The 15,656-nt window shown below is 52.9% G+C and carries 18 protein-coding genes and 1 pseudogene; 5 read left to right on the top strand and 14 right to left on the bottom strand.

Annotated elements, in window-relative coordinates; translation table 11 throughout:
• Positions 1-311 precede the first annotated feature (311 nt).
• From nrdF to BTJ39_RS16535, 5 genes are all read right to left on the bottom strand, one after another.
• The gene (gene nrdF, locus BTJ39_RS16555; RefSeq protein WP_078003796.1) at positions 312-1,277 is read right to left on the bottom strand and encodes a class 1b ribonucleoside-diphosphate reductase subunit beta; all 966 of its coding nucleotides are present in this window, start codon (positions 1,275-1,277) and stop codon (positions 312-314) included.
• A 15-nt stretch (positions 1,278-1,292) separates the two neighbouring features.
• Complete coding sequence (gene nrdE / locus BTJ39_RS16550; RefSeq protein ID WP_078003795.1) at positions 1,293-3,443, bottom strand: class 1b ribonucleoside-diphosphate reductase subunit alpha; 2,151 nt, start codon at positions 3,441-3,443, stop codon at positions 1,293-1,295.
• Positions 3,419-3,826 carry a class Ib ribonucleoside-diphosphate reductase assembly flavoprotein NrdI gene (gene nrdI / locus BTJ39_RS16545; protein ID WP_078003794.1) on the bottom strand — a complete coding sequence of 136 codons (408 nt, stop codon included), beginning with the start codon at positions 3,824-3,826 and terminating at the stop codon, positions 3,419-3,421. The genes nrdE and nrdI overlap by 25 nt, the downstream gene beginning before the upstream one ends.
• Before the next feature lie 4 nt (positions 3,827-3,830).
• Positions 3,831-4,073, bottom strand: a complete 243-nt coding sequence (gene nrdH / locus BTJ39_RS16540) for a glutaredoxin-like protein NrdH (protein WP_078003793.1) — start codon at positions 4,071-4,073, stop codon at positions 3,831-3,833.
• Between the two features lie 261 nt (positions 4,074-4,334).
• Positions 4,335-4,658 carry a DUF883 family protein gene (locus BTJ39_RS16535; protein WP_078003792.1) on the bottom strand — a complete coding sequence of 108 codons (324 nt, stop codon included), beginning with the start codon at positions 4,656-4,658 and terminating at the stop codon, positions 4,335-4,337.
• Between the two features lie 169 nt (positions 4,659-4,827).
• On the opposite strand from BTJ39_RS16535, the gene BTJ39_RS16530 reads away from it, so the two are divergent.
• Together BTJ39_RS16530 and BTJ39_RS16525 are read left to right on the top strand one after the other, a co-directional pair.
• Positions 4,828-5,163, top strand: a complete 336-nt coding sequence (locus tag BTJ39_RS16530; protein WP_078003791.1) for a DUF2002 family protein — start codon at positions 4,828-4,830, stop codon at positions 5,161-5,163.
• A gap of 171 nt (positions 5,164-5,334) precedes the next feature.
• Positions 5,335-5,754, top strand: a complete 420-nt coding sequence (locus BTJ39_RS16525) for a peptidase associated/transthyretin-like domain-containing protein (protein ID WP_078003790.1) — start codon at positions 5,335-5,337, stop codon at positions 5,752-5,754.
• A gap of 66 nt (positions 5,755-5,820) precedes the next feature.
• On the opposite strand, the gene speG is transcribed toward BTJ39_RS16525, so the two are convergent.
• From speG to BTJ39_RS16510, 3 genes are all read right to left on the bottom strand, one after another.
• Positions 5,821-6,393, bottom strand: a complete 573-nt coding sequence (gene speG / locus BTJ39_RS16520) for a spermidine N1-acetyltransferase (protein ID WP_078003789.1) — start codon at positions 6,391-6,393, stop codon at positions 5,821-5,823.
• 134 nt (positions 6,394-6,527) lie between these two features.
• The gene (locus BTJ39_RS16515; protein WP_422386044.1) at positions 6,528-7,361 is read right to left on the bottom strand and encodes a nucleoside-specific channel-forming protein Tsx; all 834 of its coding nucleotides are present in this window, start codon (positions 7,359-7,361) and stop codon (positions 6,528-6,530) included.
• A gap of 463 nt (positions 7,362-7,824) precedes the next feature.
• On the bottom strand, positions 7,825-8,265 hold the full coding sequence (locus BTJ39_RS16510) for an L-alanine exporter AlaE (protein ID WP_078003787.1): 441 nt from the start codon (positions 8,263-8,265) through the stop codon (positions 7,825-7,827).
• A 334-nt stretch (positions 8,266-8,599) separates the two neighbouring features.
• On the opposite strand from BTJ39_RS16510, the gene BTJ39_RS16505 reads away from it, so the two are divergent.
• Positions 8,600-9,064, top strand: a complete 465-nt coding sequence (locus BTJ39_RS16505; protein ID WP_139356364.1) for a putative T6SS immunity periplasmic lipoprotein — start codon at positions 8,600-8,602, stop codon at positions 9,062-9,064.
• Between the two features lie 90 nt (positions 9,065-9,154).
• Here BTJ39_RS16505 and BTJ39_RS16500 read toward each other — a convergent pair whose 3' ends face one another.
• The 3 genes from BTJ39_RS16500 to BTJ39_RS16490 form a co-directional block, all read right to left on the bottom strand.
• Entirely contained in the window at positions 9,155-9,454 is a 300-nt protein-coding gene (locus tag BTJ39_RS16500; protein ID WP_078003785.1) for a hypothetical protein, read from the bottom strand.
• A 158-nt stretch (positions 9,455-9,612) separates the two neighbouring features.
• Entirely contained in the window at positions 9,613-10,149 is a 537-nt protein-coding gene (locus tag BTJ39_RS16495; RefSeq protein WP_078003784.1) for a nitroreductase family protein, read from the bottom strand.
• Between the two features lie 6 nt (positions 10,150-10,155).
• Entirely contained in the window at positions 10,156-10,365 is a 210-nt protein-coding gene (locus BTJ39_RS16490; RefSeq protein WP_078003783.1) for a nitroreductase family protein, read from the bottom strand.
• Positions 10,366-10,528: 163 nt separating this feature from the next.
• On the opposite strand from BTJ39_RS16490, the gene BTJ39_RS16485 reads away from it, so the two are divergent.
• The gene (locus BTJ39_RS16485; RefSeq protein ID WP_078003782.1) at positions 10,529-11,431 is read left to right on the top strand and encodes a LysR family transcriptional regulator; all 903 of its coding nucleotides are present in this window, start codon (positions 10,529-10,531) and stop codon (positions 11,429-11,431) included.
• On the opposite strand, the pseudogene BTJ39_RS16480 reads toward BTJ39_RS16485, so the two are convergent.
• The 3 genes and pseudogenes from BTJ39_RS16480 to BTJ39_RS16470 all read right to left on the bottom strand — a co-directional run bounded on the left by BTJ39_RS16480 (position 11,428) and on the right by BTJ39_RS16470 (position 14,929).
• Positions 11,428-12,902, bottom strand: a pseudogene (locus BTJ39_RS16480) (fructuronate reductase). The gene BTJ39_RS16485 and the pseudogene BTJ39_RS16480 overlap by 4 nt on opposite strands.
• 319 nt (positions 12,903-13,221) lie before the next feature.
• On the bottom strand, positions 13,222-13,578 hold the full coding sequence (locus tag BTJ39_RS16475) for a hypothetical protein (protein ID WP_078003814.1): 357 nt from the start codon (positions 13,576-13,578) through the stop codon (positions 13,222-13,224).
• A gap of 331 nt (positions 13,579-13,909) precedes the next feature.
• Positions 13,910-14,929 (bottom strand): NADP-dependent oxidoreductase, encoded by a 1,020-nt coding sequence (locus tag BTJ39_RS16470; RefSeq protein ID WP_078003781.1) that lies wholly within the window; start codon positions 14,927-14,929, stop codon positions 13,910-13,912.
• 89 nt (positions 14,930-15,018) lie between these two features.
• Between BTJ39_RS16470 and BTJ39_RS16465 the strand changes: the two genes are divergently transcribed.
• Positions 15,019-15,576, top strand: coding sequence for a TetR/AcrR family transcriptional regulator (locus BTJ39_RS16465; RefSeq protein WP_078003780.1), 558 nt, complete (start codon positions 15,019-15,021; stop codon positions 15,574-15,576).
• Positions 15,577-15,656: the final 80 nt, after the last annotated feature.

Here is a 15,656-nt window from a genome sequence, read left to right as displayed (position 1 = left end):
TTGAGGTCCGATGACAACCCTTGACATTTGCCTGATTTTCACTGAGCCGAAGTGAAAATGCGACATAACGCCAGTAATGATAAGGCTTAACAGGGCATTAAATTATTTCAGAGAAGATTGAATAATTTTTTTGGGAAAAGTCTTAATTGACGGTGAATGGCTGTAATAATAAGGAAATAATGAAAGTAATTCCCCCTGAAATACGACGTAGTTTTGTCAGGAATTATTGGTCTTTATCGACTGAAATTTATCAAAATAATTTGGCTTAAGTTTGAAAGCGGCGGTTTGCGTCAACCGCCGTGCCGATAAGTTTAAAATGCCCAGTCTTCGTCCTGCGTTTCTTCTACTTTCCCCATTACATAGGAAGAGCCGGAGCCGGAGAAGAAATCGTGATTTTCATCGGCATTTGGCGATAGCGCAGCCAGGATTGCCGGATTAACGTCGGCCATATCCGCCGGGAACAGTGGATCGTAGCCGAGGTTCATCAAGGCTTTGTTGGCGTTATAATGCAGAAACTTCTTCACGTCTTCAGCCCAGGGAACGTCGGCGTAAAGTTCATCGGTGTAGATCAGCTCATTTTCATACAGCGACATCAGCAGCGTAATGGCAAACTGCTGCAGCTCTTCACGGCGTTCAGCGGAGACCTTCTGCAACGCCCGCTGATATTTATAGCCAATGTAATAGCCGTGTACCGCTTCATCTTTGATGATCAGGCGTATCAGGTCGGCGGTATTGGTCAGCTTGCCGCGGCTGGAGAAGTACATCGGCAGCCAGAAACCAGAATAAAACAGAAATGATTCCAGAAAGACGCTGGCGATTTTCTTCTTCAGCGGGTCGTCTGCGTGGTAATGGGCCAGCACGATCCCGGCTTTGCGCTGCAACGCCTCATTGGCCTCACTCCAGGCATAGGCGGCGTCTACGTCCGGCGTCTGGCATAAGGTTGAAAAGATCGAGCTGTAAGAGCGGGCGTGAACCGCTTCCATAAAGCTGATATTAGAAAATACCGCCTCCTCATGAGGCGTAATGGCATCGGCCATCAGCGCAGGCGCGCCGACGGTATTTTGCAGCGTATCAAGCAGCGTCAGGCCGGTAAACACCCGGATAGTTAGCTGCTGTTCATCGCGACTCAGGCTCTGCCATGCCGGGATATCATTCGACAACGGCACCTTTTCCGGCAGCCAGAAGTTAGCGGTCAGCCGGTTCCATACCTCCAGATCTTTTTCATCTTCAATCTGGTTCCAGTTCACCGCCCGCAGGCGGTGGTGTGTACTGTTCATATTATCACTCCGGATTCATAGTGCGCAGGAGACACAGCCTTCCACTTCGGTGCCTTCCAACGCCAGCTGGCGCAGGCGGATGTAGTAAAGGGTTTTAATGCCTTTTTTCCAGGCGTAAATCTGCGCCTTGTTAATATCGCGGGTGGTGGCGGTATCGCGGAAAAATAGCGTCAGTGACAGCCCCTGATCGACGTGGCGCGTGGCCTCGGCATAGGTGTCAATAATGGCCTGCGGCCCAATCTCATAGGCATCCTGGTAGAGATGAAGATTATCATTGGTCATATAGGGGGCAGGGTAATAGACGCGGCCGGTTTTGCCCTCTTTACGTATTTCAATACGGGAAACGATCGGGTGAATGCTGGAGGTCGCATGATTAATGTAAGAGATGGAGCCGGTCGGCGGGATCGCCTGCAAATTCTGGTTATACAGCCCGTCACGCATCACCTCTTCACGCAAGGTTTGCCACTGTTCGCGGGTGGGCAGATGAAAATTGAAGCGCTCAAACAGCGCGCTAACCTCAGGCGTGCGTGGCGTCCAGTTCTGCTCAATATAGCGCTCAAAATATTCGCCGCTGGCATAGCGGGAATGGCTAAAACCGGCAAAACGCTCACCGCGCTCGCGCGCCAGGCGATTTGAGGTGCGTAGCGCCAAATAAGTGATGGTGCAGAAATAGAGGTTGGTAAAATCCAGCGCTGCCGGCGAACCGTAAGCAATCCCTTCGCGCGCCAGAAAGCCGTGCAGGTTCATCTGACCAAGCCCGATGGCGTGTGATTTCGCATTGCCTTCCGCCACGGACGGCACCGAGCCGATATGACTCATATCAGAGACGGCGCTCAATCCGCGTACCGCCATTTCAACCGTGCGGGCAAAGTCGCTTGAGTCCATGGCACGCGCAATGTTCAGCGAGCCAAGGTTGCAGGAAATATCTTTACCAACCCGGCGATAGCTCAGGTCATCGTTAAATTCCGACGGCGAATTAACCTGCAGGATTTCAGAGCAAAGGTTGCTCATGTTTATCCGCCCGGCGATCGGATTCGCGCGGTTAACGTTGTCTTCAAACATGATATAGGGATAGCCGGATTCAAACTGAATCTCCGCCAGCGTCTGGAAAAAATCGCGGGCGTTAATATAGCGGCGGCTGACGCGATCGTCTGTCAGCAGCTGATCATAGTGTTCATTAATGCTGATATCGGCAAAGGGCATGCCGTACAGGCGCTCAACGTCATAGGGGGAGAACAGCGCCATCTGCTGGTTATCCTTCGCCAGCTGGAAGGTGATGTCGGGGATCACCACGCCAAGCGAGAGGGTTTTGATACGAATTTTTTCGTCAGCGTTTTCCCGCTTGGTATCTAAAAAGCGCAGAATATCAGGATGATGAGCATGCAGATAGACCGCGCCGGCACCCTGACGCGCGCCCAGCTGATTGGCATAAGAGAAGGCATCTTCCAGCATTTTCATCACCGGAATAACGCCCGATGATTGATTTTCTATACGCTTAATCGGCGCGCCTGATTCGCGCAGATTTGACAACAAAAATGCCACGCCGCCGCCGCGTTTGGACAGCTGAAGCGCCGAGTTAACCGAACGGCCAATCGACTCCATATTATCTTCAATGCGCAGCAGGAAGCAGGATACCAGCTCGCCGCGCTGCTGCTTGCCGCAGTTAAGAAAGGTCGGCGTCGCCGGCTGAAAGCGGCCGCTGAGCATCTCCTCCATGAGCGATAAAGCGAACGCGGCGTCGCCCTGCGCCAGGGTGAGCGCGACCATGCAGACCCGGTCAGCAAACGTTTCCAGATAGCGCTTGCCGTCAAAGGTTTTCAGGGTATAGCTGGTGTAAAACTTCCAGGCGCCGAGAAAGGTCTGGAAGTGAAAATCATAATCATATGCCTGCTGAAAAAGCTGACAGATAAAGGTGAAATCATAGGCATTCAGCACCGAGGCTTCGTAGTAGCCTTCATCAACCAGATACTGCAGACGTTCAGCGATGCTGCCAAAGTTGACGCTATTCGGGATCACATGCTGATGAAAATAGTGGCGTATCGCCTCGCGATCTTTTTCGAACTGAATATTGCCATCGTCATCATACAGATTCAGCAAAGCGTTCAGCGCGTGATAATCGCCGCTATCGGTGACGCTGCGGTTCAGCGCCTGGGTTGTCGTTGCCAAAATGTTTTCACTCCCCGGTGAATATTAACGAGGTCGGTTTCGCTGCCCATCAGTTCAAAACGATACAGCCAGGGAACCTGACACTTGCGCGCTATAATGTCGCCGGCAAGGCCAAACGCCGCACCGAAATTACGGTTGCCGGCAGCGATCACGCCCCGTAGCCGCGTACGGTTGTGCTCATCATTGAGAAACTGAATGACTTGTTTTGGCACCGCGCCTTTGACGGTGCCGCCACCATAGCTGGGCACCACCAGGATAAAAGGGTGGTCGACCTGCAGCTGTTGATCTCCGGCCAGCGGAATGCGCGCTGCCGGTAATCCCAGTCTTTCAATAAAACGCTGGGTGTTACCGGACTGACTGGAGAAATAAACCAGCGGGTGCATGGGATTATCCTGCAAGCGCCAGCTGTGCCTGAAGGGCGGCAATTTTATCCGGGCGGAATCCGCTCCAGTGTTCTTCATTGGCCATTACCACCGGCGCCTGGCGATAACCAAGGTTACGTAAGGATTCTACCGCCTGCGGATCGTTATCGAGATGAATCAGTTCATAGGGCAGGCCTTTACTGTCCATGGCGTTTTTTGTCGCGTTGCACTGGACACAGTTGTCTTTAGTGTAAATAATAATGCGCATGATTCGTATTTCCCTCTCGCAGCGAAGTTGTGATCTGAATGTGCGATAAAGACACTATCAGATCGCCTCTGTCATCAATATGTAGCGTGGTTCCTCTGGAAAAGATACTAGATGTAGTTTTTATCGAATGCAACCACGCAATATATAGTGGTATGCGAATTTTCTTAGAGAAGCCCCGTAGGCTGCGGTTTGCGGCAACAATAAAAAAAATCCCCGCCGAAGCGGGGATTTTTACAAACTGTCAGCCTGAGCTGTCGGAGGTTAGTTACGTCCGGTGGTGCTGACCAGCAGGGCGCCAACGAATACACCCAACGCGGTGCCGATGCCAATACCATGCCAGGGCTTATCGTGTACGTAGGTGTCAACGTGACCGCCTGCGTCTTTCGCCGCTTGAGTGACCCGGTTATTGCCGTTTAAACGCGCCCGCGTTTGCTTGAGAAGCTTCTCAGCACGCGAGCGTGCGGCATCCATTTCGTCCTGCGTTTTACTGCCGTATGATTTCAGTAAATCGTCCAGGCTATCAGCCAGTGCCGTGACGTCCTGGTTAATATCAATGTCTTCGTTTTTGTTCGTTCGGTTAAACATTTTTCTCTCCGTTACGTGTAAAACGTATTATTAACTATAGAACATTCTGCGGGCGATCGGCGTAAAGCCCCGGCTTCAGAGCGGTTTATGGATTAATCCGAAAGCCCTGGGGCCTGGCGCTGTTATAGGCTTACAGCGATTTTGAAGAACCTGGCATTGAGGACTGAGCATGTATTTACGACCTGATGAGGTAGCACGAGTATTGGAAAGGGCCGGATTTGAGGTCGATACCATTACGCAAAAAACCTATGGCTATCGCCGTGGCGATGATTATGTCTATGTTAACCGTGAAGCCCGCATGGGGCGGACCGCGCTGATTATTCATCCGACGTTAAAAGAAAGAAGCCTTAATTTCGCCGACCCGTCGTCAGACATTAAAACCTGCGATCACTATACCCGCTTCCCCCTCTATCTGGTTGGCGACAGCAACAACCACTACGGCATTCCACACGGTTTTAGCTCCCGCATGGCCCTTGAGCGCTATCTCGAACATATGTTTGGTTGATTAAGCACCCGGTGATATCGCGAAATTGATTCAGTGACTCCCTCTGAGGCGGGCAGGGCGGATAATCGACTACAAATTTGTTTTACTTTGCAGGTCGATCGCGAACGTATTTGGTGAAAAGCTGGCGTCCAGCGCTTAGACTTAACGGATAAACCCGCAACGGAAATAATTATGAAAGCGCTGATTCTGGCTCTGGGATCCCTCTGGTTTTTAAGCGGCTGCGCGACCATTGTCGGCAATGAGTCGCAAAACGTGACGATCAATACTCAACCGCCCGGTGCGCGCTTTGTGGTTCAGGATGAAACCGGGCGGATTGTCGCCCAGGGCATCACGCCAAAAACGGTGGTTCTGGCGAAGTCTAACGGCAGCTATTTCGGCAAAAAAAGCTATCAGGTCATGCTTGAGCGTCCGGGCTATGTTCCGCAGACGTTACCGCTGACGGCGCGCGTGAACCTGTGGTACGTACTCGGCAATATTCCGCTGGGCGGCATCCCGGGCTGGCTGCTGGTCGATCCGTTCTACGGCGGCATGTACGATATTCAGCCGGAGCTATTGCAACGCACTATGAGCCCGGTAGGCGCCCGCGGTTAGGGGAGAGCTGAAGCTTGATCATGGCGAACGGCTAACAGGTGGGATGCGGCGCATCCCGCCTGTTTGTTACTGGGCGGTTGGTTTTAATAAGTTTTTGCCAGGCGCCGGCTTATGTTTTTCCATATAGCGATCCTGAAAAATACACATGCGGATGGTGTTGCGGTATTCACCATTAATAAAGAATTCGTGCCTTAGCTCACCTTCAACTTCAAATCCCAGCTTGGTGTAAATATGGATGGCCTTGGCGTTTTCTTTATCAACGATCAGATAAAGTTTGTAGAGGTTTAATACCGAGAAACCATAATCCATAGCCAGTTTAACCGCCCGGCTTGCCAGTCCTTTACCTTGATGTTCGGGGGCGATAATTATCTGAAATTCAGCGCGGCGATGAATGTGGTTAATCTCAACCAGCTCGACCAGACCCGCCTTATCGCCATCATGCTCCAGCACAAAGCGGCGTTCGCTTTGGTCATGAATATGCTTGTCATAAAGATCTGATAGCTCGACAAAAGCCTCATAGGGCTCTTCAAACCAGTAACGCATGACATTTGCGTTATTGTCTAACTGATGGACAAAAGTCAGATCCTCGCGCTCCAGCGGGCGAAGCTTAATATTCAGATCTGTCAGTTGGGCAGGCATAAAAATTCCTTTCAAAGCAGGCGTATTGCTGCTTTTCCAGTATAGCGGCTGGTGGAGGAAGATATAAATAGCTATTGCAGGAAATAAATCAGGGCGTCTGCCAGATACGCCCTGATTAACAGTCAGTATGACGATTAGAAGTTATAACCTACGACCAGGTAATAACCGAAGCCGGTAGATTTAACCTCAAACGGACCTTTGCCGAAGTTCAGGTTCGCACCGTCATCCCATTGTCCGCCATTGTGGAAATAACGGGCAACCAGTGAATAATGCCAGTGATCGTAACCTAACGAAAGAATATGGCTTGAGGCGATGGAGTTGCTGGTGCGGTTCGCGCTATCGCCCAGATCAGATCCCCAGTCAAAGTTCGTAAAGCCGATATAGCTCAGATGACCGCCCCACAGTTCGGTAATCGGCACCATATATTTAATTTTGAAACGGTAACCATCCCAGCTGTTTTCATTGGCGGCACCGTAGTTTTCCCACTGATATTTCGCATAGACGTTCAACGACAGGCCGACGTCGCTGTGGGTATCAATATCGGTACCGAGACCCATATACCAGGTATTCTGGCGGCTGCCGCGGTTATCGCCCATGTCATAGATGTAGTTGTTAGCAAAATACCACTCTTTGAACGGGCCAAATGCCAGGCTGGTGCCCGTCAGCTTATCGATAGAGAAGCGCGGTTCAATTTCCATAAACAGCGGGGAGCCGTCATCCCAAATTCCTTTATCATTGCCGTTACCAGCGCCGAAGAATTTTGGTACGTCGACATAGCCGTAAAAATCAAACCAGTCTTTGTGGGCAAAGGCTTCATATTCCAGATAAACGTCATTATTCAGCTGCGGCCCGAAGCGGGTGTGATAGCTGCCAACCACGTTGACGCTCTGGTGCCACCAGTCGGAAAGATATTCCGGGTTACTGTCTGCAGTCGCGCTCCAGGAAGCCGCCGCAAGTACGCTCGCCATGATGATTTTATATTTCATTCTATTACCACATGCTTAATATGCCTGGCGTAGGTCTCTGTCAGACAGAACCGATCGCCTGGAAGGTTAACAGAGGTGAATTAAACCGCGTTTTCACCTCTCAAGATCGCTGCGGCAGTGTGCCTGCAGACGTGCTTAAGAAAATAGATTTTCCTCACACTTGTCAATTTTTGTTTCATTTATTTTTATATTTTTAGTGATTAAAATCACGCTTTATCCTGGTTGTAAATACCGTGTAAGGAATAGCCTTGACGTTGCCCGGTAAACGGTTGCGTAGGTGCCGATCGCGGCAGAGGCTGTTAAGCGGGCTGGGGGAGACAGAGAAAAGCGCGGGATATGGCCGGCGCTGGCCTGCACTGCCAGATTTTAGCGGGGGATAGCTGGCCGCGCGGGATGTGTCGGCGCTAGCCTGTACTGGCAGATTTTAGTGGGAGATCGCTGGCGCTCAGGCGGCTTTAGCCAGCCGGATGCCAAACAGACGGCGACAAAAGTCGAGGAAGTAGCCATAAACACCGCCCAGCAGCATCGAAGCCAGCAGATTGGCGCTGACGGCGGCAATAATTTGCTGCAGGCTCGCACCGATGCTGAGCAGTATCAGTGCATAAACCGGCGACTGAAAGCTGACGTAAGCAATGACGTCCGCCAGCGAGCGCAGCCAGCTTGCCGGACTGGCCTGACGCGCTTTTGCCAACAGCGCATCGCGCCACACGCCGTAAGGCCAGGCAATAACAACGTTGACCGGGATAGCAAACAGGCGCGATGAAAGAGAACGATCAAAACTCATTCCGCTAATAAAGATCTCGGTGATCATGCCGGTAACAAAGCAATAAACGACCATTGCCACGATATCGGCCACGGCATGACGCATACGGAAAGGAGAGATCATAAACTGCACCTTGCAATTTTAACCAGTATTTAACAATGCGACCAACCAATAATGCAGTGTTTATTACTGGGTTTTCAGCTTAGTTGTAAAATATATCGCTGGGTGTTTTCTGGCAATTGGCGAAAGATCTTTATTTTCAGGCATTTTGTCGATGAAATGCTGTACGAGGGGGGAATGTGATATAGATCGCGCGATTTAATAAGCGGTTTTATATAAAATTCATATAAATCATTATGATAACAAAGTTACTTTTATCAGCCCGGATAACGTTCAGCGACTACCGCGCGCGGTTAAAAGTGGGCATAGTAAAAAGCGTTTTTAAGGGATGCCAGAAATGACAAACAACAGATTAGATGGAATGGGACTGCGCAGGCTGGGTGCTGCGGCGCTAGTTTTGGCGGGAACGCTGCTGGCTGGCTGTGCCCAACAGCAGGCGGGGCAATCAGAAGTTTACCGGACCTATGCCAAAATCGTAGCGAATAAAGTGTGTATTACCCTGCCGCATTTGCGTAGTGAAGAGAAGCTGTTCAGCATCTACATCAGCGAACGCGGTAATCCGAACCGATTTATCATCCGCCAGTACCCCTGGCAAAAAGGCAAGTACCTGGCGGCGGTGCCGGGTAAATGCGTTAACGACTTTAATTTCCCTTACGTCATCGGCCGTGGTTATGATGTGGCGATTCAGGTCGCCGATCCGGCCGTTGCCACCGCGAGTGGCGCAACGCAAGGACGCGTATACAGCGGCGCATTTGCCCTGTGGCGCGCCGGGACAAAACTGCATGTGGTGCCGGTGATATAACGCGTTCCGCCGCAATGCGACTTTCACCGGCGGCGGGGCCGGACGGGCGGCGACGCCACGGCTCCGGCCTGCGTCGCCAGCACAATGCGGCTACCAGCTGGAAGTATCGGGCCTTTGGCCAAAACCGGTCCCTGAATCGGTGCTGTTATCAACCCTGCCACGATCGCGCAGCCGCTGTTCGCGAAGCTGCTGGTGTACCCAGTGGCGGTATTCCGGGGTCGGATAGCCGACGTCGCGATAGAGGTTATCACCATAGGGCGGCGGTGCATGGTTTAGCTGTGGATTTTGCCGCCAGTCGGATGCCTCCCGCCCGGAAGTGATGCCGCCGTCCGCGCAGGATGCGCACAGCAGCACAGCGCTAATGCAAAATGCCTTATTCAGAACGCTCAAGTTTCCTCCTTGAAGGTCATGCTGGTTAACGATTCTGGCAGCCAAAAGCCATATTATAAAATCATCCCTGAAAATCGGTGGGAAGATTAAAACAATGTCATCAGGCTCACCCGGACATAATGATATTACGCGAAACAGGCGGACTTGAATAAATAAGCTTACTTAAAGATAAATCCCTGGTCGGCCAGCGTACTGGCAATCTTGTAATAGCGGTTGGTAGTGTAGGTTTCGGCCAGCGATGCGCTATAGCTTTTCATTTTCTCCAGTCCCTGATTGTCCCACCATGCCCGCAGCTGGCGATCGTAAGTATCAACGCCGTCTTTCACTTTCTGGCTATCGTAGCGTTCTCGCATGGCAAAACTTTCAACGGGAACCCTTGGCTTAGTCTTTGGTAGATGATCCCGGTCAATCACGCCGATCGTCATGCCGGCGATAGGATAAGTTTTGGCCGGTAATTCAAGTAACCTAACCATCTTTTCAGGATAGTAGCGAATGCCGCCAATCGCCGTCGTACCATAGCCAAGGCTGATCGTCGCCGTTTGTAACGCGTTCAGCATAATGCCGGCGTCGAAGGAGCCGACGATAATACCCTCCGCCGCTTGTTCGACAATCTGCTGAGCGTCGCCGCGAGAAACGGCGTAGGCGGTACGGTTGAAATCAATCAGTAAGGTAATGAAAACGTCCGCACAGGCCACCTGAGACTAGCCGCCGGCTAGCTCAGCAATCTTTTTAATTTTTCCTTTATCCCGAACAACGATCAATGAAATCTGCTGACCATTAACTGAAGATGGCGCCTGCTGCGCAGCCTGAATAATATTACATAAATCATCGTCGCTGATCTTTTCCCCGGTAAAGCGCCGAATTGATCGACGCTGGCGCATTAATTCTAACGTGCTGTTCAGACTGGTCATGATAATGTCCTCCGATTATTCGCTTATTTTTTTGGTTGCTGTAAAACGTCATTTCAAACGCCTCTGGAAAGGGCTCAACGTTCAGTCGTGTCATTACAGTCTGATTAACGTTCCGGTGGAATAAGATTGAGCGTTATAACTATCTTAACTAAAGGTTAACGACATGATTCCCAGGCAGCTGCCTCATTTTATTGCCGTGGTTAATACCGGGAGCTTTTCCGGCGCCGCGCGCGAAATGGGGATTTCTCCGGCGGCGCTTAGCAAAGCGATAACGGCGCTGGAGAGCTCGCTGAACAGCCGGCTTTTTTCCCGCTCGACCCATGCGGTAAAACTGACCGCCGACGGGCAGGAGTTCTATGACAATATTGCACCGCTGTTTCAGGCGATTAGCGAGCAGATAGACCATACCCGCCAGCGAAAAGAGCAGGCTTCCGGCGTGATAAGGGTTAATTTGCCTAATGAAATGGGGTTGAACGTTATTTATCCGCAGCTGCTGGCGTTTCAGTCAGCCTATCCCGATATTATTCTTGATCTGCACTTCAACGACCGCGTTATCGATCTTCTTGAGCATCGCTTTGACTTAGGGATCGGTAATAACATTAATCAGGACAGCCGCCTGATTGCCCGACCGCTGTATAAAATGAGGATGGTGACCGTCGCCAGCCGGGATTATCTTGACGGTCGCCCCACACCACGCAGTCCGCAAGCGCTTTCCGGTCACAACTGCATTGCCTATCGCTCCCCCAGCTCGGGCAGGCTATTACCCTGGATTTTTTCGCAGGGTGATAACAACCTGCAGTTTGTGCCGGCCGGTAATCTCATCGTTAACTCGTCCAGCGCTATCGTTCAGTCCGTTTTACGCGGGCAGGGCATTGCCACGCTGCCCTGGGATTACGTCAGTGCCGCCGTGGCCGAAGGGCGCTGCATCCGGCTGCTGGCCGGATACGAACCCGCGCCTGTCGTGCTGTGGCTCTATTATCCGTCGAAAACCTTTCTACCGGCGCGAATAAGGCTGCTCATTAACTGGCTGAACGACAATATTGGCGCCGCTGATACGAGGACTTAGTGCGGCCTCAGGCCTTGCAGGGTTGCCTGCGCGCCCTGCGCCAGCAGCTGCTGATAGGCATCGGTAAGCGCATTGACAAAATCCTGGTTGCCGGACAGGTCATGAGCAAAAATAGCCTCAATAGCCAACAGGGCGCCAACGCGCTCCGGCGCGCTGGCATACTGCTGGTGGATCGCCTTAAACTGCGGCGCCAGCGGGTCGATCACCTCGATGGCGCCGCCTTGCTGGTCAGTGCCGCTGATGTAGCGCATCCAGCCGGCAACGCCAAGGATTAGCAGGGGAGGCAGCTGTCCCTGCGCCAGATGCTGACGAAGTGAATCCAGCAGGCGCTGCGGCAACTTCTGACTGCCATCCATTGCTATTTGCCGGGTCAGATGCCTGAGGGAAGGGTTAGCGAAGCGTTCGATCAGCCGCTGCGCGTACGCGTTGAGATCGATACCCGGCGGCATGGTCAGGGTCGGCGCCTGCTCATCAAGCATCAGGCTCAGCGTCGCTGCGCGCCAGGCCGGATTAGCCATTGTCGCGGCAATGGTGTCATAGCCGCCCAGACAGCCGAGGTAGGCGAGAAAGGAGTGGCTGGCATTGAGCATGCGTAGCTTCATCAGTTCAAACGGCTTCACATCACTCACAAACTGCGCGCCCACCCGATCCCAGTCCGGCCGGCCGTTAACGAAATTATCCTCGATTACCCACTGACGAAACGGCTCGCAGGCGATAGCGCAGGGATCGTAAACGCCAAGTTGATCGGCGATTTGCTCAAGCGCTTGTTCCGTCGCGGCCGGCACTATGCGATCAACCATGGTGCAGGGAAAGGTCACGTTAGCGTCAATCCATTGCGCCAGCTGCTGGTCGCGGGCCGCGGCCAGCTGTAATACGGCGGTTCTGGCTACGTGGCCATTTTCCCGCACGTTGTCGCAGGACAGCACGCTAAACGCCTTCAGGCCGCGCTGGCGACGCCTGTTCAGCGCTTCAACGATATAACCAATGGCTGACTGCGGCTGCTGTGGATGCGACAGATCGTTTTTATCAGCGGGCTATTAAAATCCAGATTGCCGCTGGATGCTTCAGTGCAGTAGCCCTTTTCCGTAATGGTCAGCGAGACGATCGCCGTTTCTGTACGCGCCATCGCTTCCAGGATCCCTTCACAGCCATCAGCGCCGGGGTGTAACGCCTCCTTAATCGCGCCGATCACTTCCTGGCGGGTGTGCTCGGCTCCGCGCTCTGCGACGCAATACAGCAGGTTTTGCGCCTTAAGGTTTTCAATCAGCTGCGCACCGGCACCGCTGCGCAGGTTAACCTCGCAAATCCCCCAGTCGCCGTTGCCGCTCGCCAGCAGCAGATGGGTATACAGCGCCTGATGCGCCCGATGAAAGGCGCCGCATCCCAGATGCACGATGCGGGATACCAGGCGCGATGGATCCCACTGCGGCCGGGAAACGCTGATCGCGGCGTTGGCAATATTCTGTTGCATGCTGGCTCCTGTTATCGACAAGCCTGCTGGCCGTCGGGTCGGAAAATAAGCGCCAGCGCGCCCAAAAGACAATGGCAGCGCGCTGCTTCGTTTAGCTGTGACTAAATTTGTGCAATGTGCGATTTTTGTCAACCAGTTTATTGAAATTGGTTGACCAATATCGCTGCCGTACTTTGTAACGATAAAGACTGAAGGGAAGAGGCAGCCGCTGAGGCGGGCAGAAATGATTAGCGGGCGGTAACGCGAAGTAGGGCAGGTGGCCGAGCCGTAGAAACAAGAAAAGCCGCAATGGCGGCTTTTCTGCAAAGCGAGTCAGGCATTATTCACTGACTTTTTTCTTCAAAGACTGCGCACCTTCTTTGGTTTTGTTCCAGCCTTTTTCAGTACCTTCTTTGGTTGCATCCCAACCTTTTTCAGTGCCCTGCTTGGTTTTGTTCCAGGCTTTTTGCGAGCCTTCACTCACCTTGCTGCTGGTACTGTTGCTTTTACCTTCAGCCGCATGCTTGGATTTGAGCTTCAGCTCGCTTCCTTTATCCTGGGCTTGATGCAGCTTCTCCTTGGCGGTGTTTTCACCTTTGTGGGCAGCGGCAACGGTGTCATCAGTCGCATGTGTGGTAGCGGCAAAAACCGGGGCTGCCAGCAGAATTGCAGAAAGTGTCATCACTGTTTTTTTCATAATATCCTCATTAAACGGTATTCGCTTTATCAGCATAACAAGCGTAGTACAGCAAAAAGCTTCGTGCTTTAAGAATAAACCGTAAATGAATCATCGCGTTCCGTATAACGCCAACTTGCCTGCGTTTTTCCCTAAGGCAAATAAAGCCCGCCGGCAGCCGATCCGCCCGGCAAACCTTCGCGCCGGTCAGCGCTGGCGCTTTAGGTCCGGTGATAATTTAACTGCCATAAAGCAGGGCGATATCCTACAGCAAACAGTATAAGCCTGAAATATTGCTGCGAGTTGGGCAGATGCCTGGTGTGCAGCGCACCGGCCGAGCCGCCGTTTGTGCTTAGCGAACCCTGAGAACAATTTTTCCCTGAATATGGCCCTGCGCCGCGCGTTGATGCGCCTGTCGGGCGGCGCAGAGTGGATAGATACTGTCTACGATGACGCGCAGTTTTCCCGTCTCCAGCAAGCGACCTAGCTCGGCCAGCTGGGCCCCATTGGAACGTACCTGGGTTGCCGAAACCGTAACCGCCAACTTTTCGGCCTCGCTGGCCGCGGAAAATCCCAGTGGGAAAATGGGAAACAGGGCGCCGCCGGGTCTCAGCGTTGGCAAAAAGCGCGCCGTAGCCTGACCGCCTACCGCATCGAGTACCAGATCGGCATCGCGAATCACCTCTACCGGCTGGGTTGTTTGGTAATCAAAGAATTGATCGGCGCCGAGCTCTTTTAACAGCGCTTCATGCCTGCCTGAGGCAATAGCCAGGGTGCGCGCGCCCTTTAATTTCGCCACCTGAACGGCAAAGTGGCCTACGCCGCCAGCGGCGCCGTTAATCACCACCGTTTTACCCGCCAGCGGCACCGGCTGATGCTGAGCAGGCTGGAGTGGATTTTGTTCGCTATGTCCGATATCGACCAGAAACTGCCAGGCCGTAAGCAGCGACATCGGCGCGCCGGCGGCGTGAATATGATCGAGACTGGCGGGCTTATGGGCTATCTCCGTGGCCGGGACGTTAACATATTCGGCATAGGCGCTACTTTCGCCGGCAAGGCCTGTGGGAAAGCGCACCATGGCATAGACCTCGTCGCCGATATGAAAACCGTTAACATCGTCAGCAACTGCAACGATAACGCCCGATACATCCGTGCCCGGAATAAAGGGAAAAGTGACCCTGGGCTGCCATTCCGCCGGCAGCATGTTGTAGCCTTCGCGCAGATACCAGTCAGGGGGATTAATGCCTGCCGCATGAACCTCGATCAGCACTTCACCAGCTTTTATTTCTGGCCGGGGTGCATCTTCATAGCAAAGTACTTCAGGAGCACCGAATGCATGCTGGCGGATTGCTTTCATCGTTTTTACCCTCATGGCTTTCTCCACTAACTAAAAAAGTTTACTATGTTCGGAGCAGTGCTCCACAATATACGGAGCGCTGCTCCTTTTTGTCAAGGAGGCTTATGAGAGTCGACGCTAAAAAAAACTACGAGCATTTACTTATTACCGCGCGAGAAGTGTTTGCCCAGCAGGGGGCCGGGGCATCACTGCGCGATGTAGCCCGTAAAGCTGAGGTCGGTCTCGGTACGCTGTACCGGCATTTCCCCAACCGCGAAGCGTTGCTTGAAGCTTTGCTGCGCACCAGCTTTGATGCGCTGGCAGCGAAAGCAAGGGAGCTCGAGTCCGCCGCGCAAGCGGGAGAAGCCCTGACCTGTTGGCTACAGGAAATTATTCTGTTTACGCACCAGCATCGCGGCGTTATCGCTCTGATGATGAGTGCGATTGAAGATCATGACTCGGCGCTGCATAGCTCTTGCGTAACGCTGCGTGCGGCGGGGGCTTCGCTCCTTCTGCGTGCTCAGGAGCAGGGGCTGGCCCGGCAAGATCTTAACGGCTCGGAACTATTCGACCTGATTGCCGCGCTGGCCTGGCTGCGCGACCAGCCCTCCCACGCCCCGCGCAGTGACCGGCTGTTTCAGGTGATCGCTGACGCCATCCTGCCGGGCGCCAGCGCGCGATAATTTCACTTATGTGCAGGCGAACCGCCAGCCGTTCGCCTGCCTGCACAAATCTTCCAGATAATTAGCAAAACGCACGGCAC

It is taken from the genome of Izhakiella australiensis (assembly GCF_002006995.1).
Classification (GTDB): domain Bacteria; phylum Pseudomonadota; class Gammaproteobacteria; order Enterobacterales; family Enterobacteriaceae; genus Izhakiella; species Izhakiella australiensis.
This window is presented reverse-complemented; position numbering and strand designations above follow the sequence as displayed.

Bases quoted from the DNA above. Each gene is read 5' to 3' on its own strand.
- BTJ39_RS16505 (WP_139356364.1), top strand. From the start codon at position 8,600: ATGACAAACAACAGATTAGATGGAATGGGACTGCGCAGGCTGGGTGCT.
- BTJ39_RS16490 (WP_078003783.1), bottom strand. From the start codon at position 10,365: ATGACCAGTCTGAACAGCACGTTAGAATTAATGCGCCAGCGTCGATCA.
- nrdI (WP_078003794.1), bottom strand. From the start codon at position 3,826: ATGCACCCGCTGGTTTATTTCTCCAGTCAGTCCGGTAACACCCAGCGT.
- BTJ39_RS16535 (WP_078003792.1), bottom strand. From the start codon at position 4,658: ATGTTTAACCGAACGAACAAAAACGAAGACATTGATATTAACCAGGAC.
- BTJ39_RS16475 (WP_078003814.1), bottom strand. From the start codon at position 13,578: ATGAAAAAAACAGTGATGACACTTTCTGCAATTCTGCTGGCAGCCCCG.
- nrdF (WP_078003796.1), bottom strand. From the start codon at position 1,277: ATGAACAGTACACACCACCGCCTGCGGGCGGTGAACTGGAACCAGATT.
- speG (WP_078003789.1), bottom strand. From the start codon at position 6,393: ATGCCTGCCCAACTGACAGATCTGAATATTAAGCTTCGCCCGCTGGAG.
- BTJ39_RS16510 (WP_078003787.1), bottom strand. From the start codon at position 8,265: ATGATCTCTCCTTTCCGTATGCGTCATGCCGTGGCCGATATCGTGGCA.
- BTJ39_RS16530 (WP_078003791.1), top strand. From the start codon at position 4,828: ATGTATTTACGACCTGATGAGGTAGCACGAGTATTGGAAAGGGCCGGA.
- BTJ39_RS16470 (WP_078003781.1), bottom strand. From the start codon at position 14,929: ATGAGGGTAAAAACGATGAAAGCAATCCGCCAGCATGCATTCGGTGCT.
- BTJ39_RS16515 (WP_422386044.1), bottom strand. From the start codon at position 7,361: ATGGCGAGCGTACTTGCGGCGGCTTCCTGGAGCGCGACTGCAGACAGT.
- BTJ39_RS16465 (WP_078003780.1), top strand. From the start codon at position 15,019: ATGAGAGTCGACGCTAAAAAAAACTACGAGCATTTACTTATTACCGCG.
- nrdH (WP_078003793.1), bottom strand. From the start codon at position 4,073: ATGCGCATTATTATTTACACTAAAGACAACTGTGTCCAGTGCAACGCG.
- BTJ39_RS16525 (WP_078003790.1), top strand. From the start codon at position 5,335: ATGAAAGCGCTGATTCTGGCTCTGGGATCCCTCTGGTTTTTAAGCGGC.
- BTJ39_RS16485 (WP_078003782.1), top strand. From the start codon at position 10,529: ATGATTCCCAGGCAGCTGCCTCATTTTATTGCCGTGGTTAATACCGGG.